Raw genomic sequence first — 25,515 nt, forward strand, 5'->3', positions numbered from 1 at the left:
GATAAACTAAGATTTTTTTGTGAAGAACACAGTATATTTTATAATTGTAAGGTAGGCCGTATGTAAAGAATTTCATGTCTCTTCTAGAAAGAATAGAATAGTTATTGACTAATAGCACCTAAGCGGCAATGATGTTTAATGCCGAAAAAGAAAAATCCGCCAGTTCAGTACACTTACCTTTAAGACGCGGCTAGTCAACTAAACCGACACACCTTAGCAACTAATGAGTTTGTGACTTAACTGCCTACAATACTAACAAACGCTCAAACACATTTAAAGCAGTGCGAGTTATAGGAAAAATAAATACAAACACTCTCGACGATCTTATATTAGTATGTAAATAATTTGATAATAGACCACTAATACATATACAACATTCCATGTTGACTACTGTATGACTTAATAAGTCAAGCATTTATATGACTTAATAATTCCAGCATTTGTTACTGAATTTATAATAAAATTACCATGCAGACCCTCGACCAAGGACGTTTATATAAAGTCAAAAAAGTTAAAGAGCCACCACTTACTCGTTTATCAATCTCTAATCAAGAAATTTGAATCGTAAAAGATAATCAAAAACGTTGCTCGACTTGATATAAATCTTTTAAAAGATTAAATAAGCACTAAAAGACTAAAGATTGGCCTGGTAATCAAGCATAGAATGCTTAAAAAGATGATTATATCCTGAATGTAGAAGTTATTTTGCAGGTTTCGGTAATCAACACACTTAAAACGCGATAACCAATGTCATCGCTATGACAGATTTTAATACTTATGCAGTAGCTACTAATAATAATATAATTAGGTTAACACAATACGTGCTAGCACATCATTCAGTACATTTTATGAACATTTAAAACACTAGCGGAAATTTTAGTAATACTAAAACATCTCCTGGTCGTTTCTTATATTCCAGAGTTGGACGAATCTATAGTTGCTTCACTACCTCATAAGAACTAGCATGCGCTAGTTAAGAGACGAGACCTTATTCATAAACACGGCGATTATTCACGCATCATAATCGTCAAATTGTGTGACTGTATTATATTGCTGTATAGTCAGAAATACTAGTGTAATTATGTTACCAAGATATTAAACAGGTAAATCGGAGTTATATTAGAGGGTGACATTGAAGTAATTTATTCATAACCCATTGATTCGCGATATCTTTCTTATTAGACTGGGTAGTTATTGTAGAATTGCTGCAAATAACTTCAAAATATCCAGCACGGCTTTTTAGTTGAATGCTTCTAAAAATCCAGGAAGCCTATTTGCTAGTTGAGCATACCTCGTTAACATTATTCAGTTATAACGTTATACAAAGTATAAGCCGATCAGATAACTGCCAACATCACAATCTAATAATAAGACTCTTTAAACCTCTGAAGACAGAATATTTACCCATAAACGTTCTATCCTTTACTTAGGTGAAAACAGCTATAACCTATTATTACACAATCATATTGTATTTCTCAGAGGTTCATTAATGTAAAACAGACTTCACATAAGACAAACAAGAGGAACTGCCCCATGAACAGTGGGGCGAGGCGCCTCTACTTAATTATATTAATTATAGACAGGTGAATAGCATACATAATGAAATTACATAACAAGTCTACACGTGAGAAGCAAATAGTTCAGAGACATTGGTTAAATGCTCATGATGCAGGTTATCATAAGAGTATGGGGAACAGACAAATACAAATGATTGCTATTGGTGGCTCAATCGGTACTGGCTTGTTTCTTGGCACTGGTGTCGGTCTTGAAATGGCTGGGCCAGCTTTAGCTCTGGTGTATTTGGTGTGTGGAATTTTTTCTTTCTTTATTTTACGTGCTTTAGGTGAATTAGTCTTGCACCGCCCTACGAGCGGAAGTTTCGTATCTTATACTCGAGAATTCCTTGGTGAAAAAGCGTCTTATGTTGTCGGTTGGATGTACTTCCTTAATTGGGCGATGACCGGCATCGCAGATATTACTGCTGTTGCGCTGTATATGCGCTACTGGGGTACTTTTTCCGAAGTACCACAATGGCTCTTTGCACTATTTGCTCTTGGAGTGGTTGCTAGTATAAATATGATCGGTATCAAATGGTTTGCTGAAATAGAATTTTGGTTTGCACTCATCAAAGTGACTGCTATCTCGCTCTTTTTAATAACTGGTTTAGTATTTCTGGGTATTGGTACCTTGATGACAGGTAATACCACAGGTCTGCATTTAATTACTGAAAATGGTGGGATGTTTCCGCACAACCTGCTACCAGCGGTAGTATTAGTGCAAGGTGTGATTTTTGCTTTTTCTGGAATCGAGCTAATTGGTACTGCTGCTGGCGAGTGTCAAGAGCCAGAAAAAGTACTACCAAAAGCAATTAATAACGTTATTTGGCGGATCGGGTTTTTTTATGTGGGTTCCGTGCTAATGTTAGTACTACTACTACCCTGGAATATATATCAAGCAGGTCAAAGCCCGTTTGTTACTTGTTTTAGCAAACTAGGTGTACCATATGTTAGTAACATCATGAACGTCGTCGTACTAACCGCTGCGTTATCTAGTCTTAATTCTGGTTTATACTCTACAGGCCGCATTCTTCGTTCACTTTCAATGGGAGGTTCTGCACCTAAGTTTATGAAAAAAATGAACAAGCAGCATGTGCCTTATTCAGGCATCCTGGTAACCTGTGGGATCTATATAATCGGCGTATTATTAAATTACCTAATACCTTCAAGAGTCTTTGAAATCGTATTAAAGATTGCCTCACTAGGTATTATTAGTTCTTGGGGATTTATTATTGTTTGTCAGATGCATCTACGCAAAGCTATCCATGCAGGGCGTGCTAAACCGATCTCCTTTAAGATGCCTGGAGCACCTTTCACCTCCTGGTTAACACTGGCATTCTTATTATCTGTAGTTATTATGATGGCCTTAGATTATCCTAATGGTACGTGGACTATCGCCACTGTTCCGATATTAGCTATGCTATTGGTTCTTGGTTGGTGCGGATTACGAAAACACACTCGGGCAGTTAAACAGGAACAAAAAAACCATGAAGCACGAAATCTTGATAAAATCAAGCCTGCTACAGCTGATTAAGCGATTACCCTTCCTACGAAGTTAGTAACTTGCATAATATTTGTAGATAGATCATCGTGCACATCTTGATAAAGATATCACATGCTCATCATAGCATGTACATACAGAACCCAACCGTTGTTTGAAATAAACGTCGCTTATGGAAAGCTAACATTAATTATAATATAGATACATATAGCATTTACCTCATACTGACTACCCAGACTGACCGCTTATTAAAGCCGTCAGTCTAATTCATGAAACATTCACGTGAATCTGTTGATACAATTAATAAAGTAATACAATTTATCGTATTATAGTTATAGACAATACTGCTGAGATACAGCACACATACTGTGTGCTTAGTATTATACTATTTTATATCTAAAATAACCAATATAAACAATTATTACCTAAAAATAACCTTGTAGGTATTAAATACTTTAAAAACACAATATATTGGAAGAATTAATGAATATTTATAGCGCGAAAAAGACTTCTTGGGATATATCAGCATTACAATAGCAGATCGTTATAAACGCTCTTAAGTTATCTGCAGTAATTTATAGTTACTACTAGTCTCATAAGAAAGATATTTCGAATCAATGGGTTATGAATAAATTACTTCAGTGTCACCCTCTAATATAACTCCGATTTACCTGCTTAATATCTTGGTAACATAATTACACTAGTATTTCTGACTATACAGAAATATAATACAGCCACACAATGTGACGCTTATGATGCGTGAATAATCGCCGTATTTGTGAATAAGGTCTCGTCTCTCAACTAGCACATTCTAGTTTTTATGAGGGTATTAAAGCAACTATCGATTCATCTAACTCTGGAATACAAGAAACGAACCAGGAGATATGTTTAGTATTACTAAAATTTCCGCTAGTGTTTTAAATTTTCATAAAATGTACTGAATGATGTGCTAGCACGTATTGTGTTAACCTAATTATATTATTATTAGTAGCTACTGCATAAGTATTAAAATCTGTCATAGCGATGACATTGGTTATCGCGTTTTAAGTGTGTTGATTACCGAAACCTGCAAAATAACTTCTACATTCAGGATATCATCACCTTTTTAAGCATTCGACGCTTGATTACTAGGTCAGTCTTCAGTCTTTTAGTGTTATATTGAATAGTTCGGGAGATTCAGAATCAGTTAGGCGACGTCTTTTCTGATCTTTTACGATTCATATTTTATTTAGAAGTTAAAAACGAGTGCCTAATATTCATCAGGTTAGCTACTTTTTATACAGGCCTTTTTAGGCTAGAAGCATGATATTTATTTGCACTTACGGTTAATAATAAATACTGTGCTTATGAGAGCGCTCACAAGAAATTTACGATCAAATCGTACCACGAACTAACATAATCCGTTTCAAGGTACTATGTAAAAAATTCTAATCGCTCTTAGTATTACTATTGATCATTCTTCAAGGTGACACTACTAAAACGATATTGAATTAATTGATCTTTGTCGGCTACTACTATTTCTGTAATATAAGCATTGTTAATATAACAAAGCATGTTAGCTATACCATGAAACATTGCAATATTAACTTAATTTATGTAACCTGGTATCATCATTTATGCTCATGCTACGCTCTGCAACTCAAAATACAATAAAGAGTGGGTTTTGATGCACATTATTCGTTTAACATACAAAAGCAAAATACCATGATGTTCTCTTTAGCTTGTTGCTTGTAGACTCTACCTGCATATGGCAAAACATTTAACTAGTTACATTTGATTTTCATTACACAATAAATTTTGCTTTTTTAAAATACATACTAATTTCTGGTGCTCAAAAAGAAGCAAGACGCACCTACATTTTGTGCGTGTAATATAGAGAGTGTATACTAAAAACTTATTATTTAACAAGGGTATTATGATTACTGCATAAATAATTATTCCATGTTATTATATCTGTAATGACTGAGTATCATCTATGACTACCAACGAGTACTTACGTGCGCTTTAGCGCATTATTCATATGTGTTTTGCTTTGCATTTAATGAGATTTTAATATATCTTTAACCATAACATATATATGTGATTGCTAATTACAAAAATAGAAATAACTAGTGACACTGTTCACAAAGACTCTGTCGCAGCTATTGCTTTTTACCTAAATAGTTCAGATAAAGTCACTAACAATGAGCATGCATTTTACATTTAAAAACAAAGGAAAGATCATGTTTTAGAATACTATTAAGCTTATTTCATAATCATTTTAGAGCGTTTTATTCTAATAAAAATTAACTACTGAGAAATAATAGAGTTAAGTACTTCTGTCTATAAAAACAGCAAGATCTAAACGAGCATTGCGATTGATCCTTTACTATCTGATGCTAAATCATTATTTTGAGTAATATTAATGCAAAAATGCATGCTTGAAAACTTAGAAATATCTTAAGAATTACGTCACTTTTACCTATAATGTATCGAAAACCATGCGACTAATAACCATCTGTAACACAAAATAACCATCCAGGTAACGACTATCTTACAATGACATATTATACATAACTAAAGCCTGATTTTTTTCGAAGTACACGTTGACCGTCTTTTGATTGTTTGATAGACTGTGAAACAGTTATTCTTCGCTAGCACTTCATGACTACCAAAAGTAGCGTCTAGTATATCTGGATAAGGCAGAAAAGTATTTGCAACGATACGCAAATAACCACCAATCATCAAGTATTCTAACGCTCCATGGATTAAGGTTTGTGCTACAACTAGGCTATTTAGTAACCCATTATGAAATGGAGGGTTAGAGATTATCATATTGAAACGACCTATTACGTCGGAGTAGACATTACTAACAATCACTTCACCTTGAATATGATTGAAAGATAGCGTTGCATGACTAGAATGTAGTGCAGCAGCACTTACATCGCTCAAGGTTAACTGAACATGCGGTGATAGTTTAGCTAGAACTGCCGCTATCACGCCAGCACCACAACCAATATCTAAAACTTTACCTCTTATTGTATTTTCTAGAGTGGAAAGCAAGAGAGCACTACCAATATCTAATCTACTGGAACTAAATACACCTGGCAAAGTTTTTACTACTAAGTCGTATACAGAGTAGCTGTGCCACCAGTTAGCTAGATTAAAGGTAGCCTGAACATCCAGACGACCGCGATAGAAGCTGCAGTGGCGAGCGCTATGGATCTTTATCAACGTAACAAGTCCTTCTACCGCTTTTTCTATACTGCGTACTCCGCTACGGTTTTTACCAACTACAAATACGTCTGAACCCACTGACAATTTAGACAAGATGTTACGTAATTGGAACTGCGCTTCCTCCTTACTCTTCGGCCAGTAATAGATAAGAGTATTGCATTCGGCAACGAATGCTGTATCTACGGTTAAACCAAATTGTACATTATCACCCATTGCTATAGTCAGTAATTGCCAGTGATGGTATTGTTGAGTATGGGCACGCACCTCTATAGCTGCAAATTGTGTCGGTAAAATATCTTGTAAGTCACCTGAAAATAAAACACGGCGTTTAATAAACTCATTACTGTACAGCCTTACAACTTCACTGGCGTCGGTGAATATAGTCATTAATTTGCATGCCTAAAAATTAAATTAAGAATTATAGCACTATATAAGACTGAGTTTCAGGAATTTGTTAACTTAATCGTAGATTTTTGTTAATGTAACGTGACATATCATAAAATTACACTTTACAATGAGAAAACACTAGCATGACAGAAAAACGTAACTGGTTTTTACAACAAATAGGTATTACCCAGTGGACTTTACGTCATCCGCATCTATTACAGAATGAAGTAGCCATTATTTTATCTCCGGAAGTACATTTACTGATTGTCGCACATGTCTTACCTAACCCTCATGACCCTTTGTTTTGCGACGTGCTACGCAGCCTAGGATTAACACCAGTACAAACGTATAGTCTGATGCCGGAACAAGTAAAAGTATTACCTAAAAATATCAAGTGCAATAGTTGGTGGCTCGGCGTGGATGAACCACTTTTGATGGATGGCATACAGCTACATAGCAAGGCGCTAGCCCAGCTCTCTCAAAATCCACAGGCTAAACGCGCCCTTTGGGATCAGATTTATCATTATGAACAATATTTCTACCTTAAGCACAACCGATCTAATAGAAGCCTACAATATTGAGCAAGCTAGTCATATTTTTCCTTGGTTAAAAACTGTCTTTCTTACCAACCAAGGCGAACGCTTCCTTAACTTAAAATTAAGCGTCAATAGACAAATGGCAGGCTTCGCTATCACTCAGATAATTCTGAATGAGGCATCATTATTGAATATTGCTATTCATCCACAGTGGCAACGTTGTGGATTTGGCTATCATTTACTAGATCAGCTACTTAAAAAACTAACTAATCGTGGCGTAATTACAGTGTGGCTAGAAGTCCGTGCCTCTAATACAAGGGCGATTGCACTATACAACAAATGCGGGTTTAACCAAGTAACTTTACGTCGTAATTATTACCCCAGTATTACTAAGCGTGAAGACGCAATCATTATGGCGATACAACTAGATTAATCAATGTACGATAACGTATGCTCCACTATAATACCATTAATTGTCACTACTTAATCAATAAATAAGAACTCAGTTTTATTTGAATATTTACCGCTTTGTTAAATGCTGTTATAATACACTATAATAACATTGCAGAGCGGGTTAACTATAAGGTTTTAAACATGCCTCCTAGTAAATTTGCTTGCGAAATCTTGAAAAGAAAAACTTTTGCTATAATTTCACATCCAGATGCCGGAAAAACTACGATTACTGAAAAGATGCTGCTATTTGGTCGAGTAATTCAAACTGCTGGAACAATAAAAAGTCGCGGTTCAAAGAAATACGCCAAATCTGATTGGATGGAAATCGAAAAACAGCGTGGAATCTCAATTACTACCTCGGTAATACAGTTCCCATATCGAGAAAGTTTAATTAATTTATTAGATACACCAGGGCATGAAGATTTTTCCGAAGATACCTACCGCACCCTAACTGCCGTTGATTGCTGCTTAATAGTCATTGATGCCGTTAAAGGAGTTGAAGATCGTACCCGTAAGCTAATAGAAGTCACGCGCTTGCGTAATACACCACTACTAACTTTTATAAACAAGATGGATCGTGATACCCGAGAACCAATGGAAGTAATCCATGAAGTAGAACACGAACTTAATATCGCTTGCTCACCCATTACTTGGCCTATAGGTTACGGGAAGTTATTTAAAGGGGTGTATCATTTACACAAGGATATCACTTACCTCTATCAAACTGGACAAGGTCATATTATTCAGGCGATACGCATCATTCGAGGTTTGTACAACCCAGAGTTAGATGTCGTTCTAGGCGAAGATCTGGCAGTACAGCTACGTCAATCACTAAAGTTAGTACAGGTTGCACTTTATACATTTAATCAAAAAGCATTCCTTAATGGGTTACTGACACCGGTTTTTTTTGGTACCGCCTTAGGAAATTTTGGAATAAATCATGTGCTAGATGGTCTAATAGCCTGGGCGCCTTCACCGACCTCTCGAAAAACTAATATCCGTGAAGTAAAAGCGGAAGAAAAAAAATTCACTGGATTTATATTTAAAATTCAAGCCAATATGAATTCAAAACATCGTGATCGTGTAGCCTTTATGCGTGTAGTATCAGGTCGATATGAAAAAGGTATGCAACTGTATCACGTGCGAACTGGTAAAAAAGTAGTTATCCCCCATGCGATGACCTTGATGGGCGGAAACCGCTTAAAAATAGAACTAGCTTATCCTGGTGATATCATTGGTCTGCATAACCACGGAACCATGCAGATCGGCGATACCTTTACGCAGGGAGAGAATATAAAATTTACCGACATTCCAAATTTTTCTCCAGAATTGTTCCGCCGCATTCGCTTACAAATTCCACTAAAACAAAAACAATTACTAAAAGGGCTCATGCAACTCTCTGAAGAAGGAGCAGTACAGGTGTTCTGTCCACTAACCAATAATCATTTGATTATTGGTGTACTTGGTGCGCTACAGTTTGACGTAGTTGTTGCTCGCCTAAAAAACGAATATAATGTAGAAGCACTGTATGAATCAGTAAATATCTCAACAGCACGTTGGATTGAGTGCAATGATCTCAGGAAGCTTGCAGACTTTAAGAAAAAAAACGAATTGCACTTGGCACTAGATAGTGGAAATAATTTATCTTATATCGCACCCACCTTACTAAATCTCAGTCTAACTCAGAAGCGTTATCCAGCAATCGTATTCCATAAAACACGCGAACACTAAGAATATCACTGAGGTACTAAGTGATATAAAGTACAGGGAAATTAACGTACAATTCACTATTATTTAATAATATTTATGTTTTATGAAAAATATGATAAAATCATTTCAAATTTACTTATAAAGATATATACTTAAAGCCGTTTACTTGGATTATATATAAAAAACAAGTGTCCTTAAGAATGTTAGGTATTAAACAACATACTTATTTCTGTTGTATGAGACGAATCTAGCCAATTTAATCTATTAATTTATATAAAGTTACATACAATAATCATAAGGAACATAAAATGAGCTATAACTTAGCAAAACTTGGCACAGAAGACATCGATAAAATAAATGTAGACCTTGCCGCCTCCGGAGTAGCCTATAAAGAAAGGCATAAAATAGCAGTACTCCCGCATATCATTGAACGCACACAACCAATGTATTTACGAAATTATTTCCATGAACGCGTAGCCTATTATCGTATCAAGTCACATAGTTTTCCATCTCTACCTATGAACAACAATATAAATTATAAAAGACCGCCAATCATGCGATGATTCTGACTGAATTACCGACACATTAATACGTCATATGATTTATATTTTATCGCTAATGCAAACAATGAACATCGCCTGCAATTATGATTCTAATGCTAGAATAAATGCATATTTTATTTGTCTGATCTCTAAGAATTTTTTAAGCATGCAGATAAAGCATAATAGTAATCTTTGGTTATCAATTTTTCACTTACACTCGGGTTATAAACCTGTTAAGTTTTTCTGAGGTTTACACTTTTCAACTATGTTGAAATCTCTATTCTAACTGCTGTAGCAGTTACGCGCATTCACGTAAGCAATAAACATTGTATTGCATGATTGTAATTGTCATACGTCTGTTTATTTTTATTATCTATTTATGATATATGCATGATCTTCACGCTTTAAAATTAAATATATTTTCTAGTATGAAATGATTATATCAAGAAACTGCATCTGCCACTCTATTGTATAGAATAGCTTTATTTCATTCAACAATATGACTAGCCTGTCAAGTAAAATCGGCTATGCTAAGTACTTATTTGCAGTAGATGTAATAATATATGATGAGGAGTACCGTTTATTAATAAACTTATCAATATGTTATGTATGAAATCAGCAATAATCTTGTGGTATTTCTACTTTAAATCTTCAGTAGGTATCAGTTACAATATAAAAACTAATCGTATACAGTGATGCAACATCAATAAAGTTACCTATGGTTGTAATAACCATAACGCATAGGACATCCACAGTACTGTCGTCATAGCATCACGCATTAAAAATGTCGCGAGTTTTTTATAAAATTTTCATAAGACGTCAATTAAGATACAATCATAGATTTCATCATTATCCGATTATGCGGAGTGCTCACTCTATTCCACTACTCTAGCTATTTATTCCAAACACTATAAGTTGTATTATTTTAATAAGAAAAACATAAAATACTACATATTATGATTGGTATCGTATTTGCGATCATCAGACGATCTCCATATACACGCACTGTGTACTTGTATTGTAAACCTTCTTAAGTCTTAAGGATTTTTCGATTAAAAAAAGTACGCAATTAATATATAATCAAGGCATTAAAATGTATAACTTACTTATATGTAAGTAGCATGGTTCTCTATTTTACATCACTAGATCTTATAACAGATGTAGTCTGCACGACCACTTTCATGTAACGTGAATTACCAGCGCTTTAGCATACTTACACAATTGATGTATACTAAAGAAACACCCCTTGATTATTTAAAACTTACAAGAAATATTTTTTAAACATACAGGTTACTAACAGCTATTTTAGGATATATAAAAGGAATTATATACTGTCAATACGATAAAATCGTTTTTTATTACACTTTGCGTGAATGCTCTTAATTGACTCCTAACTCCTAATAACGATATGCAAGTTACTTTTCTCCATTTTCTGATTACCATTAATCAGCGCATTCAGCGACTCACACTATATGTCTACTAGGTATACTCAGGGTTCTACTATTACTCGCCTGGTAGGCATATGTAATAGCGATATCTGTTTTTAAAAAAAACTAAATAATCTCATTGCGCAATACATATGAATATTCTTCATATAAGTTTTACCCAATATTTTCTAACTGTTAAGTATTCGTAGCTCTGCGATATAAACCTGCGAAGTTGTAAATGATTTAACACTTTAGTTTATCTGTTCGTTGTCACATAGTTAAAATTATTATTTTATACATTTATCATGGTCAATGATGCTAAATAAGATGTTATAAACCTTGGATACAATAATTACTATAGAACCTGTTTGTTTGAAAATGTTAGAAAAATTTAATGATTGTCTTTCGCCTACTACGTAATGTAGTATCGTAGTCATATAAAACTAACCATTGAAATTAACGCATTATGATGATCGTAAACTATTAAATACTTATCCTCATTTAATATCTAGCAAAATAAGGATGGAAGGCTAAAACAGGCAGAAACCAATGTAAATGACACTATCTCTGAACGTATATTGAAAGTATTCACTCTGTAGAGCTCTTACTAAGGTTGTAAATGATATGTAAGTTAATCAAAATAGCTGCACAGTAAAGTTACTAACTGTGTTATTTCATTACTCTATGTAAAAATTAATATAACGATAGACAAGTCATTGGATTGTAGCACAATGCTAATAAAACAAAACGAAAAGCTATTAGTTTATTATATAGAGTTTATATTCGTGCAAAAAGGAAAATATTGTAATAAGTATATAATACAGTAAGAGGATTTTATCCTTAAAGCTTATAAGAGGTCCGCAATAAGCATAATATATACTACATACAACATGACAAATACAATCACTTGATGATCTAGCTATTAGTGATTTGCACTATGATATATGTTATTGATACTAAAACTATTTAAATAGAATCGAATATCTAACGACTGCAAGACAGGCAAGAAACACCCCTGCGTTTCTTTAAATAAGACTTTCCACTCATCAACGATAGGATTATGCAATCCTTTCTCATATTCATCAGCTGAATAATTATAATGCTAGAAGCAGCTGAATTTATTTCAGCAATTACTTTTAATCTATCGTTGCTATTACTGATGTCAAATAAATGAAATACCTAACTCAAACATTAAGAAATGACGGTACTTAAGCCATCAAGGGAATCACATAGTTTCAAAGCATTTTAGTAGTTGAACTAGTAATATTTGTAAATCAATGTCATATAATTCAGTTCTTGTGTACAATTCACACTGTCACACTACTTTATTAAAATAATCCAATTAAAATAAATACCTATTCCATGTATAATACTAGCATCATTTCTTTCATTATAAATTTTATTGAATCTAATAAGCTAATTAACGAATAATGAATGTATTTAAGGTAACAATAATATGGGATTTAAATGTAGTATCATCGGCCTTCCTAATGTAGGAAAATCCACTCTATTTAACGCTTTAACTAAATCGAATGTCGAAGTAGCAAATTTCCCTTTCTGCACTATTGCACCCAATACAGGTGTGGTACCGATGCCTGATCCTCGTCTAGATGAATTAGCTAAAATTATTAAGCCACAGCGTATTTTTCCAACTACTATGGAATTTGTGGATATTGCTGGGTTAGTGAAAGGTGCTTCAAAAGGAGAAGGCCTTGGCAATCAGTTTCTAAAAAAAATCAGTGAAACTGAAGCTATCGGCCATATAGTGCGCTGCTTTAAAAACGATAAAATCGTTCATGTTAATAATAAAGTTGATCCTGCTAAGGATATCGAAGTAATTAATAATGAACTCACGTTATCTGACCTGGATACCTGTAAACGCGCTATCCATCTTATACAGAAAAAGTCTAAAAAAATCGATAAAGACGATCATGTTAAGCTCGCTGTTTTAGAAAAATGTTTATCACACTTAGAGGATTTTGGTGTGTTACACACACTAAATCTAAATATAGAAGACAAATCCGTAATTCGCTACTTAAACCTTTTAACACTGAAACCCACTATTTATATTGCGAACGTTAACGAAGATGGATTTGAGAATAACCCATATCTAGATGACGTACGTAAAATTGCTAAAATTACAACATCAGGAGTAATTGCCGTATGCGCTACTTTAGAATCCGATATTGCTAAACTCAAAGATGCAGAGCATGAGGAGTTTATAACTGCACTTGGGCTAGAAGAACCAGGTCTACACCAGGTAATTCGCGCTGGCTATAATTTGCTTAATTTACAGACTTTCTTCACTGCTGGTATTAAAGAAGTACGTGCTTGGACTATTCCGATAGGTGCCACTGCTTTACAAGCAGCAAGCAAGATCCACACTGATTTCAAAAAAGGCTTTATCCGCGCAAAAACAATCGCGTATGAAGACTTTATTACCTATCATGGTGAGCAAGGTGCTAAAGAAGCCGGTAAAATTCGAGCAGAAGGTAAAAATTACATCCTAAAAGATGGTGACGTAATGCATTTTTTATTCAATGTCTGATGCATGTGATTTTTTATGGGATGACATTATATTTTATGGAAAGACATAAAATTCTAAAAAGTTTATTGATTTTATCTATAATGTGTATTATTTCTTAATATAACTATAGATAGCAATCAGTACTTTACCTTGCATAGTAAAAGTTATGCTTGTTATCCCTAATAAGTTTATATGTCACTGAGTGCACACTATTGACACACTTGTTTTTGGATTATAATTCACCATAAAATAATCAAGCGCATCTATTGATCCTGTAGCCTCTAGAGTATAAATATCTAGTTTAAATATCAGAAACAATATTGGAAAGATCATTGCATCACTCAATGATAAAAGTATATGCATCACTAAAAAAAGCAAATACAATGCTAAATACACCGTACACATTTAAAAAACATGTGTACTCTTAATATCACACTTGATTAACAGTGTACATTAGTGAATATTTAAAAAAATAACACTTAATGATATCATTGTACTGGAACTGTAGTGTTTATTACAATAGCTATAGATAGTAACAGTATACCTAGACTAATGATCTAGATAAGAACCCTAAACATACTATGAATACACTAAAGTGCGATAAATCTAGAATACCAAAAGTATCAGTACCTATAGCTCTATGTATAGAGAACGTCAAGAAAATTTCAGACTTTCATATTACTCGATACCAATGTAGTACTATTAATATATCAAACTTAATATATTAAAATATCAAATATTTACTCTATTAGTTCACGATTATGTAGCTAAAATATGTCTAATATAGCGAGATCGTGAGTACTATAGCAGATAAGTGCTCAGTGCATTTGTTGTGGTAGTGCTAAACCTATTGTTGATAAATAGATAGCAAAGGAGATATTAATTGCTGCAACACTTAACACTAACTACGAAAACTTTTAGATAACTAAGCAACACTTATTAACCATTCGGCATAGTACAAAACTAAGCTACTAAGAATCCCTGCGACTAGATAACGCACGCACCTGTATTTTAGCACAGGTGTATTATCTGATACATAATACTAATGAACTAGATGTTTTATTGTTAGTTAATAAAAGTATAAATAATAAAAAGTATAGGTACAATAACGATCAATAACAATAGGTAATGTAAATTTTACCAAACTAATGCAATATTCTTGCAATTTGCTAGATCCTAGCTAATATTACTGTATTACCTTTTTATTAATAAAGCATCACTTAACACTAATAAAATAAAAGACTATTAAAATAATTGTCCAAAATAATAACCAAAATTTATTATATACTATACTGTGGTAGTTAGTTGTATAGTTATATGTAAAGTTTAATCAAAAACCCATGGCAAGGAGTGGTCGGCGAGAGAGGATTTGAACCTCCGACCCACTGGTCCCAAACCAGTTGCGCTACCAAACTGCGCTACTCACCGATTCTAGTATTAGAAACACTCTTAACAGCTTACAACTCCTATATTATTATAGGGTGCGAAGAGAGGGATTTGAACCCTCACATCCGTAGGGATACTAACACCTGAAGCTAGCGCGTCTACCAGTTTCGCCACCTTCGCGCAACTATAAACAGCATAGATATTTTATAGTTGGGGTGACTAATGGGGCTCGAACCCACGACAACTGGAATCACAATCCAGGGCTCTACCAACTGAGCTACAGTCACCATAATACCTAATTCAGAAAAAACATATTACTAACCAGAGAATCTACACATACACTTAATAGTGCGCCCGACAGGGTTCGAACCTGAGACCTTTGCCTCCGGAGGGCAGCGCTCTATCCAACTGAGCTACGGGCGCATAGCACACGTGTACTACGCATACTACGAATTTATAGCGATTTTGTCTAGTATCTTTCAAGAAATATTTATTTTTAATGCTATAACGTTTAGACTCGCCTAAAAGCAATCTCATCTAAGTCACTTTGTTTATGAGTGCATATTATATTTCTATCGATTTTTATGCGGATAGCATTTTATACAAAAGATATAACGAACTAACTTTTTAATAAATAACCCTTAATTATTAGTAAAATACATGTCTCTTCCTGCATTCTTATACTACATAGAGTATACCGTAAATGTGAAGTAAGTAATGTATTTCGTGATATGATTAAAATTTCACGTTATGAAATTTATTACTTTCTTATACTAATTTCAAGAACTATATAGTTGGGGTAGCTAAAAACATGGCATTCATGCATTGATAATGCACTTGCGTTGCAATCATGAAAGACCACCTACATTGAATAAAAACAACTTAATGCTATATAACACCTATCAATAATCAAGAAATACCTATACATTTTATGTTATACAGCTAATATGACACTGTGTCAATAACAAATAAAGTTGAAATTTTAGGAACACCTTTCCGGGAACTAGCCTACTAACATGACCATTCATAAGTAATGCAATCACTGCAACAAAGTCAACAATATTGGTAATCGCTACAACCTACTTTAAAATTACTCAATTTACCAAGTTATGAGTCATCTTAGCATTATTTTTTTAGGAAAAGTCAACAGAACAATAAATATTGTAACGATATAAAATTAGAATACGCTACAGAAAATTATTAGTCATATGCTTGACATGACTTTATATTTTATCCTTATTAAATATAATACCTAGCATCTCTACTCTTCTACTAAGAGGTCACTAAGATATAAAAAAGACATAGGAATCTTTCCTCACAACCAGAACAGCGTGTATAATCTGTAGATCGCTGTAATCAATTAGTGCACTGCTCACACAAATACACCAACATAATCTCTACCGTTGTCTATTAAACAATAACTCTAGAGAACTACTTTGCGCTCAGCAAAGTAAAATTTTAGCGCGTTATATAACCGTACAACTACCAAAGCAGCCAACGACACTAGTGTCTACTGCCATCAGGGCTAAAATGTATTTAGGACTTACTGTAAAATAATAGTTAGTATAAACTTTAATAAAAACGATCTTTGCAAATCAACAATTATCCATGTGAACCGCGCGTTTTAAAAAGTCAGACAAAAAGAAGAATATAGGTACTTATAAATATAAGTATATAATAAATTTTATTAGTTCCAAGGATAATATTTCATCTGTTGCTCGTACAATAAAAAAAATAATTTGATAATATCATACACATAAAGTATCGATAGTCTTACCAATTCAAAATATAATTAAGCTGTACACATAGACCGACTACGATAACACTCATTACGTAGTCACCTTGATAGACCTACCTCTAATCTTCGGTATAGTCTTAGATTGTTCTTTATAAGCTAAACCCCCTCGATAATGTTAAGTGGTACTGACTGATTAATGACTATTCATCATTATCAATACTACTTAGTATCACAACAGTATAACAAGCACACATCCTTCAGTACCATTGCAAGCAAGGTGATAGTGAGTATACATAATTTCAGGCTGAATTGTTTGTTTTTAATGCTAAAATAAAATGCCAAGAATACAGTACAGCATGTAATAGACATTACAAAGAGCACACCCATCAAATACCTACATTTTAATTAACTTTAGTATATGAAAAGCGTCGGAGTTATTAAGTTCGTGGTATTTGATTACAATAAAAACGTTTTTATTGATAGTGAAGGAGACATCTGGATTATTTAAGTAGCTGTATCTTATAAGTTTATTTTACTTACAGTATTTAAAATAGGTTTAAGTGCGCTTAGCTGTAATTACGAGAGTTTTTCGTTATAGGCTTCAAGTATATGCGCGCTTCATGCCCCATGTAGAATACATATTTTATATGATATACTAAGTAAGTTTATCGTTCTAGGTCTTCTATTGCAGTGTTATATAGTCTAATGGTATTAGTGTGTATTTCTTTACATGTTGTATGCATGTAGTAGATAAATGTTTTGTATTACAAGCATCGCAAATAGTCATCGCGTCACATCTAAAAGGGTATAACAGGTACTGCACTGTGATTATTAGGTCAATTAGTAGATGAGGTAGTTAACAAGCAATTGTTTATCATATAGTTCGTTCAACCGCTCATACTATACTCAAGTGACTTTCAGTATATCTATTTTAGGTTGTATGTTCGAGTTTTCTATTTTTAACACATTGAAGTACGGAAATCTTATAGAAATAAGAACATTAAAAACTTATTCCAGAGTAGAATACTCTGGAACTAAAATAACTTTATACAACAATACATAGAAGATGCGCTCATAGCGAGGAACATGAGTTCTTCTGTCTACTCGTAGTAGTTTTAACGTTTATGATCTGCGAATGCAAGAGCTATTAACACACCCCTTTTGAAGATCACAAGATATACGGGAAAGCTATAATATAAAATTTTATCGAATAAATGCAAATAAGTTTATATGTAAAGGTTACAAGTATATAGTTAACTGCTATTTGTATTGTAATATAGTAATATTAACCGCTCATTATGCTCAGAATAATGAGCCATTGATAATACACAAGCATCTCAGAAGAAGTCAAGTCATGCTAAAATAATTATCTCAACCATCTAGCTGATGCTTAATGGATCTGATAAAAGATCAGAGCTAGAACCTTTACTACTGTACAATATATATGCATTACTATTCCGTCATCATGCAAGTAAGCATCTCTTAGTTCAATAACTTTACAATCAAACATGATAATTTCTACATGTGAGAGTTACGTAAAACAATATTTTTTAATTCTGTATTGAGATGGTTGCTATAAAGCCTCTGTCAGACGTATATTCTACTGAGCATGCAATTGCTTTTTGGCATCTACCGGAATATCCTGCTTATTATAATTAGAAACACTGGTGTATTTTCCGGAGCCATTATATTATATTAAAGTTTCCCGCATAACGAGGCTCACAAATAGAAGACACGAAGCTACTACTATAATTACAAAAAATATTTGTTATACTCACTGGAAATGCTGTAATTATATTGCTATATATTACAAGAGGTTAAAAAAACAAGTGTCATATTCTTAATAATCTACAACAGATACTACAATACTACTTTTAATACATCAAAATATATGCTTCGTGCACTCAAAAATGCGAGGGAAGAACGCGATAATATTACCTTGAAATTTACTACTAAATACTTTATGATATCTTAAAGCATTCTTAATATACATAAGTCGTGATATTTTCAAATACATAATAACAGTATAATAAAATTAAGTTCTATTGATTTGTGTAAAATACTAGTCAAACTGGTATTTATGGTGATCAGCGCTGAACTTGTTTTAGTAAAAAAGCAATAATTTTATCAATTTTAATCATTTGTTTCTTTCCAATACGACGATTTTTATACTCAATTTCTTCATTAGCGAGATTACGGTCACCAATAACGATAGAATGTGGTACACCTATCAGTTCAATATCTGAAAACATTACACCAAGGCGTTCTCTACGGTCATCAAGTAGCGTGTCAACACCATAAGAACATAAAGTACTATATAACTTTTCAGATAGAATTTGCACATAGGAGGACTTATGCATATTAATAGGTAGAATCGCCACTTGAAATGGTGTAATTGCATCTGGCCAAATAATACCACGTTCATCATGATGTTGTTCGATAATAGCAGCAACCACTCGGCTTATTCCAATGCCATAGCAACCTACAGTTAATAACTGATTGCGACTCTTTCCATTTTGTACAGTAGCTTGCATCTTTTCCGAATATTTAGTGCCAAGCTGAAAGATATGACCTACTTCAATTCCACGTCTAATTAATAATGTACCTTGGCCATCTGGACTAGCATCACCTTCTACTACATTACGAATGTCAGCAACCTGTGGTAGGGCTAAATCACGCTGAAAATTAATACCGAGATAGTATTTATCATCAATATTAGCGCCTGCAGCAAAATCACTCATGACTGCCACACTATAATCGGCGATTATCGGAACCTGTAGCTTAATTGGGCCTAGTGAACTAGGGTTTGAATCAATAATAGTGCGGATTTCCTCTTCGGTAGCAAAAACAAGTGGCGCCGCAACTTTCATTAGCTGTTCAGCTTTAATTACATTTAATGTATGATCTCCACGCACCAACAGAGCAATAAATTTATGGCCGCTGTCTTCAGTCGCTCTAACTAGTAATGTTTTAATGATTTTCTCTATGGGTAATTTTAACTGCTTAATTAGATCAGCAATAGTGTTAGCATTCAATGTATTTACTATGCGCAACGCTTCGCTAGCTTCCTCATGAGAGCAGGGTGGCATCACTGCTTCTGCTAACTCAATATTAGCCGCGTAACTAGAAGTAGTTGAAAATACAATATCATCTTCACCAATATCACTGAGCGCTTGAAATTCATACGAGGCATGGCCACCCATCGAACCAGTATCAGCATGTACTGAACGGACGTCCAATCCTATACGGCGAAAGATTTTATGGTAAGTTTGATACATTATATCGTATGTCCCCTGTAGAGATTCTTGTGAAGTATGAAATGAATAAGCATCTTTCATAAGAAATTCACGGGAACGCATTACCCCGAAACGTGGACGTACTTCGTCACGAAATTTTATTTGAATTTGAAAAAGGATTAATGGTAGCTGCTTGTACGAGTTGATTTCATTACGAATTAGATCAGTAATGACTTCTTCATGAGTTGGTCCAAGTACAAATGGGCGATGATAGCGATCAAAAAAACGCAATAATTCTTGTCCGTACTTCTCCCATCGACCACTTTTTCGCCACAGTCCTGCTGGTTGGACTATGGGCATAGAAACTTCAATCGCATTAATGTTATTCATTTCTTCACGTATGATATTTTCTACTTTTTTTAAAACACGCAAGCCAGTCGGTAACCAAGTGTAAAGACCAGAGGCTAACTTCCTAATCATCCCGGCGCGTAGCATAAGTTTTTGGCTGATTATTTCAGCATCAGCGGGGGTCTCTTTGAGAGTGGATAGTAGATATTGGCTAATACGCATAGTGTATTAATTCCGTTACAGCTATAAAGTATAATAAGATCATAAAAGTCGAAAGTTAAACAATTAAGTATCTTACTAACCTGCAAGAATTATTACAAGCGAGGCAGTAAAATTTTTATAGAAACCAGTATATATCATTCTTGATATAATCATATATATTCTCTGTCTTCACTGGCGTTATTTACTTACTTCTGTTTTTTCTAAAAATTTTGCATGCTCTGAAGTTTTTAAAATTTTTATTATTATCAATACATATATATAATTATTCAAAATATTTTGCTGTGCATGTATACACTCTATGTATCATGATGACCACTGATCTCACTACTACACAGTCAGCAACATCGTACTCCCTTTATTACGCTATTTAAAATAGCAGAGCATGTAAGTATACGAAAACTATTCTTCATGCTTCTGCAGGTAATATGCAAAAATCATTATGTAGATTGTATGCCTTTATGAGTATTCCATTTATTAGTTGTACACTTATATATTAACAAACACTACATCATGGCAAGTGTTCATTCGAAAATAAAAAATTAAATCGCTATCACAGCAAAAAAGACATGTAAGATCTATTCACTGTTTGACGAGTAATTTCCTAATACTCAAATGACAAATAATCGGCTTGATAAATACGCGATTACTTATCAGGTTGTTTTCACTACAACAAAATCACCAGATTAATATTATTAGAGATAAAAACCATCTAGTATATTTAAATTATATCGCAAGAAAGAACAAAAGGATCTTCAGAACTCCATAAAACACTCAATCATAGATTTAGATAATTATCTCATTTTGTTTTATAAGTTTTAGATGTCTAATATAAGGAATACCCTGGTATGTAACTAGACATCGGAAGGTAAGGATCTTGAACGACAAAAATTTATTTAAAATTATATCTGTTATAATGCCATGGCTGTGCTGAGCTTAAATAATATAGTCAGTCTGATAATTTATAATGATAATATACACAAATAGTACAAGCATCATGATTTTTAAAAGTGATTCCGGCGAATTGATAAGACAAATGTGAAGAAGTTATGCATAATATAGTTCGGAGTAAACTCTGTAAAAGAACCTTTACCAAGTTTTTTAGTGGATACTATTACACAAAGTATCAAAAAAACTAACATGTGTTAGATATATAGTGAGTAGCTAGTTTTACGCCACTACAAGCTAATAGATGCGTATATAAAAAATATTTAGGTTATTACTACGTTTTCCCTGATAATGAAAAGCATACAAATCACGTAGGGTAAGTAAAATTTATCTAGGCTATTTATTAAAAATTTTCTATCATAAAAACTACTTAAAGGTAACAATGTAACTAAATCTACAGGATCTTGCTGTAATAAGTAACTAGGAATGCTCAATCCTCACTCCTAAGGTTCAGATGACATGTGATTACAAGTACTGTGAGAATTAAAAATAGATCAATAGATTAATTTATTACTATCTTCCTGAAAAGCACAAAATATCATGGATATAAATCTCATACACCATGTCACACTATTCTAATCATGACAAAATAAATGATGCGAGTATATACTTAGAAAAATTAACGTTCATTTTATCCTTTATAGACGTACAGAATAATAAAGATCATTTTACGGAAATAGAATCGTTTTTACTTTGTTGCTAGTGCATATGCTTGGTAAAATAAATAGATGTTATTTTCAGCCCCCAGCTTGCAGGATTACCCTTTAATTATGTTTAAGAAATTCCGTGGCATGTTTTCCAATGACTTATCTATCGATTTAGGCACTGCCAATACCCTAATTTATGTTAAAGAGCAAGGGATTGTATTAAATGAACCATCAGTAGTGGCTATACGACAAGATCGAACAGGCTCTCCGAAGAGAGTGGCGGCGGTAGGTTATGATGCTAAACAGATGTTAGGTCGAACCCCTGGCAATATCATGGCCATTCGCCCTATGAAAGATGGCGTAATTGCTGACTTCTTTGTGACTGAAAAAATGCTGCAACACTTTATAAAACAAGTCCATAGTAATAGCTTTATGCGCCCAAGTCCACGTGTTTTAGTTTGCGTACCAGTCGGTGCCACTCAAGTCGAACGACGTGCTATCCGCGAATCTGCCCAAGGAGCTGGCGCACGCGAGGTATTTTTAATTGAAGAACCAATGGCTGCAGCGATTGGAGCGGGTTTACCAGTATCAGAAGCTACTGGTTCTATGGTACTCGACATTGGTGGCGGTACTACTGAAGTAGCAGTAATATCCTTGAACGGCGTAGTTTACTCCTCCTCTGTGCGCATTGGCGGTGATCGCTTTGATGAAGCTATAATTAATTACGTGCGACGTAACTATGGTTCACTAATTGGTGAAGCTACTGCCGAACGCATTAAGCATGAAATTGGCTCAGCTTACCCAGGCGACGAAGTACTAAAAATTGAAGTTCGTGGCCGTAATTTAGCTGAAGGCGTACCACGTGGATTTACCTTAAACTCTAATGAAATCCTTGAAGCCTTACAGGAACCATTAACGGGCATTGTCAGTGCAGTAATGGTAGCGTTAGAACAGTGTCCACCGGAGCTGGCTTCTGATATCTCAGAGTGTGGGATGGTATTGACAGGTGGTGGCGCATTACTTAGAAATCTTGACCGTCTACTACTAGAAGAAACAGGTATTCCCGTCGTGGTCGCAGAAGATCCACTAACTTGCGTAGCACGCGGGGGAGGTAAGGCGTTAGAAATGATTGGCATGCATGGCGGCGCATTGTTCAGTGAAGATTAACCCTTTATAAAATACGATCGTATTACATGGATACAAAAAGAGTCAGGTAATGTTTCGCCTACTTCCTTTAAGGAACCCTTATAATTTATGAATCTAATGTTGAGTAGGGGGGCATCCATACAATGGCGACTTTTTTTAGCAGTAATTATCGCGATTATCTTAATGATTGCTGACAGCCAGATTAATGCATTCATAAAAATACGTCAATACATGGATACCGCTATTAGTCCTCTCTATTTTCTTGTTGATGAACCACGCAAGATTTTAGATAGCTTATCAGAAACTTTAACTACTCGAAAAACGCTACAATTTGAAAACCGTATTCTTCGAGAGGAGCTGTTACTAAAAAACAAAAATCTTCTTCTTTTTGATTATTTAAAACAAGAAAATACTAATTTACGTAAACTTTTAAGATCACCATTATACCAAGATGAATATGCAACGGTAACCCAAGTAATTTCTACTATCTCTAACCCATATAGCGAGCAAGTAGTTATCGATAAAGGGTCTAATAATGGCGTATACGAAGGTCAGCCTGTGGTTAGCGACAAAGGCGTGGTCGGTCAGATAGTAGCGGTAGCTAAAATTACTAGTCGTGTACTGCTAATGTGTGATGCTTCGCATGCATTACCGATTCAGGTGCTACGTAACGACATTCGGGCGATAACTACAGGTAGAGGCTGCGCTGATGATTTACAACTCGAGGATTTACCAAAAAATACTGATATTCAAGCAGGCGATATTCTTGTTACTTCTGGCTTAGACGGCCGTTTTCCGATAGGTTATCCAGTAGCGGTTGTTTCTTCCGTAAAAATAAATAACGAACGCGCATCTACTATAATTCAAGCACATCCAATTGCCAGACTAAAACACCTTCATTATTTACTGTTGCTATGGGGTATACATAATAATAATTCTCTACCTCTACCACCAGATAAAGTCAAACAGATAGTTAATAAGCGCCTACATCCTAGAAAAGGTGAGCCGTTAAATAAAACTGTTAATACATCATTACCGCTTCTGTATGAAAAATTTACTAATGAATAACCACTATATCCATGGCCGTTGGATTATTTGGTTATCATTCTTGTCAGCGTTAATATTACAAATCATGCCGTGGCCAGCACAACTCCATATGTTCCGACCGTCTTGGATCGAGTTAGTACTAATTTACTGGGCGATAGCATTACCACACCGCATTAATATTGGTAATGGCTTCCTTCTTGGGCTTATTCTGGATCTTCTTTTGGGCTCCACGCTTGGAGTCTATGCGCTAGCGCTAGGTATGATTACTTATCTAGCGGTATTTAAATATCAACTCTTTCGAAATATAATTCTATGGAAACAAGCGTTAATCATAGTGCTGCTATCACTAGTGATGGATGTAATAGTATTTTGGGAAGAATGTTTAGTAATCAATGCATTATTCCGATTAGAAGTGCTTTGGAATAGTGTAGTAAATGGCATACTTTGGCCGTGGTTATTTCTATTGTTGCGTAAAATTCGTCGTCAATTTACAGTAAAGTAAAAACATATCAATAATTATGATATGTTTCACTTCAATTCCTACATTTTATGTTAATTACTAACTCTGGTCAGTATGCTATTTTGACGTTTTCTTTAACATACTATAAATTAGTGACAACATCATATTATAGGGCTATGATGGCAGTTGCTCATAAATAACACACTAGTACTTTTGAAATCTGATAATTTATTTAATATTCTGCAATCTATCACCATAAAATATGTAATGATCTCTTTAATTATTTAAAATGCGTAATGTTTGTAAAAGATCCTTATTCCTTTACCATAAGCGCTACATTACTGCAATTCAAAAGACAAAGTTTAAACCCCTTGATAATGACCGATATAAAATAAGCATATTGAATTGTATAAGAATGTTCTATTAGTTTGTAAAACTAAACTTTGTATTATCTAAACTTTTTTCATTAGTCTTCTACACACAAT

General features: G+C 34.2%; 11 protein-coding genes and 4 tRNA genes. 9 read left to right on the forward strand and 6 right to left on the reverse strand.

Annotated elements, in window-relative coordinates:
* Positions 1-1,599: 1,599 nt before the first annotated feature.
* A complete protein-coding gene (gene ansP / locus GIY03_RS01725) occupies positions 1,600-3,090 on the forward strand; it encodes an L-asparagine permease (RefSeq protein WP_457913436.1) in 1,491 nt (496 codons plus the stop codon).
* Between the two features lie 2,523 nt (positions 3,091-5,613).
* Here the strand turns inward: ansP and rsmC are convergent.
* The gene (gene rsmC / locus GIY03_RS01730; RefSeq protein WP_457913437.1) at positions 5,614-6,660 is read right to left on the reverse strand and encodes a 16S rRNA (guanine(1207)-N(2))-methyltransferase RsmC; all 1,047 of its coding nucleotides are present in this window, start codon (positions 6,658-6,660) and stop codon (positions 5,614-5,616) included.
* Between the two features lie 143 nt (positions 6,661-6,803).
* Here rsmC and GIY03_RS01735 point away from each other — a divergent pair, with 143 nt between their 5' ends.
* The 5 genes from GIY03_RS01735 (at position 6,804) to ychF (ending at position 13,876) form a co-directional block, all read left to right on the forward strand.
* The gene (locus tag GIY03_RS01735) at positions 6,804-7,241 is read left to right on the forward strand and encodes a DNA polymerase III subunit psi (RefSeq protein ID WP_457913438.1); all 438 of its coding nucleotides are present in this window, start codon (positions 6,804-6,806) and stop codon (positions 7,239-7,241) included.
* Entirely contained in the window at positions 7,186-7,629 is a 444-nt protein-coding gene (rimI, locus tag GIY03_RS01740; RefSeq protein WP_457913439.1) for a ribosomal protein S18-alanine N-acetyltransferase, read from the forward strand. Before GIY03_RS01735 ends, rimI begins: the two co-directional genes overlap by 56 nt.
* A 161-nt stretch (positions 7,630-7,790) precedes the next feature.
* Complete coding sequence (gene prfC, locus GIY03_RS01745) at positions 7,791-9,380, forward strand: peptide chain release factor 3 (protein ID WP_457913440.1); 1,590 nt, start codon at positions 7,791-7,793, stop codon at positions 9,378-9,380.
* Between the two features lie 287 nt (positions 9,381-9,667).
* A complete protein-coding gene (locus tag GIY03_RS01750; RefSeq protein WP_457913441.1) occupies positions 9,668-9,922 on the forward strand; it encodes a DNA polymerase III subunit theta in 255 nt (84 codons plus the stop codon).
* Between the two features lie 2,862 nt (positions 9,923-12,784).
* Entirely contained in the window at positions 12,785-13,876 is a 1,092-nt protein-coding gene (gene ychF / locus GIY03_RS01755; RefSeq protein ID WP_457913442.1) for a redox-regulated ATPase YchF, read from the forward strand.
* A gap of 1,330 nt (positions 13,877-15,206) precedes the next feature.
* On the opposite strand, the gene GIY03_RS01760 is transcribed toward ychF, so the two are convergent.
* The 5 genes from GIY03_RS01760 to proS form a co-directional block, all read right to left on the reverse strand.
* Positions 15,207-15,283 (reverse strand) — tRNA-Pro (locus tag GIY03_RS01760).
* A 54-nt stretch (positions 15,284-15,337) separates the two neighbouring features.
* Positions 15,338-15,421 (reverse strand) — tRNA-Leu (locus GIY03_RS01765).
* Positions 15,422-15,452: 31 nt separating this feature from the next.
* Positions 15,453-15,528 (reverse strand) — tRNA-His (locus tag GIY03_RS01770).
* 62 nt (positions 15,529-15,590) lie between these two features.
* Positions 15,591-15,664: transfer RNA gene (locus tag GIY03_RS01775), tRNA-Arg, on the reverse strand.
* Positions 15,665-19,066: 3,402 nt separating this feature from the next.
* Complete coding sequence (proS, locus tag GIY03_RS01780; protein WP_457913443.1) at positions 19,067-20,785, reverse strand: proline--tRNA ligase; 1,719 nt, start codon at positions 20,783-20,785, stop codon at positions 19,067-19,069.
* 1,715 nt (positions 20,786-22,500) lie between these two features.
* On the opposite strand from proS, the gene mreB reads away from it, so the two are divergent.
* The 3 genes from mreB (at position 22,501) to mreD (ending at position 25,072) form a co-directional block, all read left to right on the forward strand.
* Complete coding sequence (gene mreB, locus GIY03_RS01785; RefSeq protein ID WP_457913971.1) at positions 22,501-23,544, forward strand: rod shape-determining protein MreB; 1,044 nt, start codon at positions 22,501-22,503, stop codon at positions 23,542-23,544.
* Positions 23,545-23,631: 87 nt separating this feature from the next.
* On the forward strand, positions 23,632-24,591 hold the full coding sequence (gene mreC / locus GIY03_RS01790) for a rod shape-determining protein MreC (RefSeq protein ID WP_457913444.1): 960 nt from the start codon (positions 23,632-23,634) through the stop codon (positions 24,589-24,591).
* Positions 24,584-25,072 (forward strand): rod shape-determining protein MreD, encoded by a 489-nt coding sequence (gene mreD / locus GIY03_RS01795; RefSeq protein WP_457913445.1) that lies wholly within the window; start codon positions 24,584-24,586, stop codon positions 25,070-25,072. The genes mreC and mreD overlap by 8 nt, the downstream gene beginning before the upstream one ends.
* The last annotated feature ends 443 nt before the right edge of the window (positions 25,073-25,515 follow it).

Source organism: Candidatus Gillettellia adelgis, assembly GCA_020541285.1.
Lineage (GTDB): Bacteria > Pseudomonadota > Gammaproteobacteria > Enterobacterales > Enterobacteriaceae > Gillettellia > Gillettellia adelgis.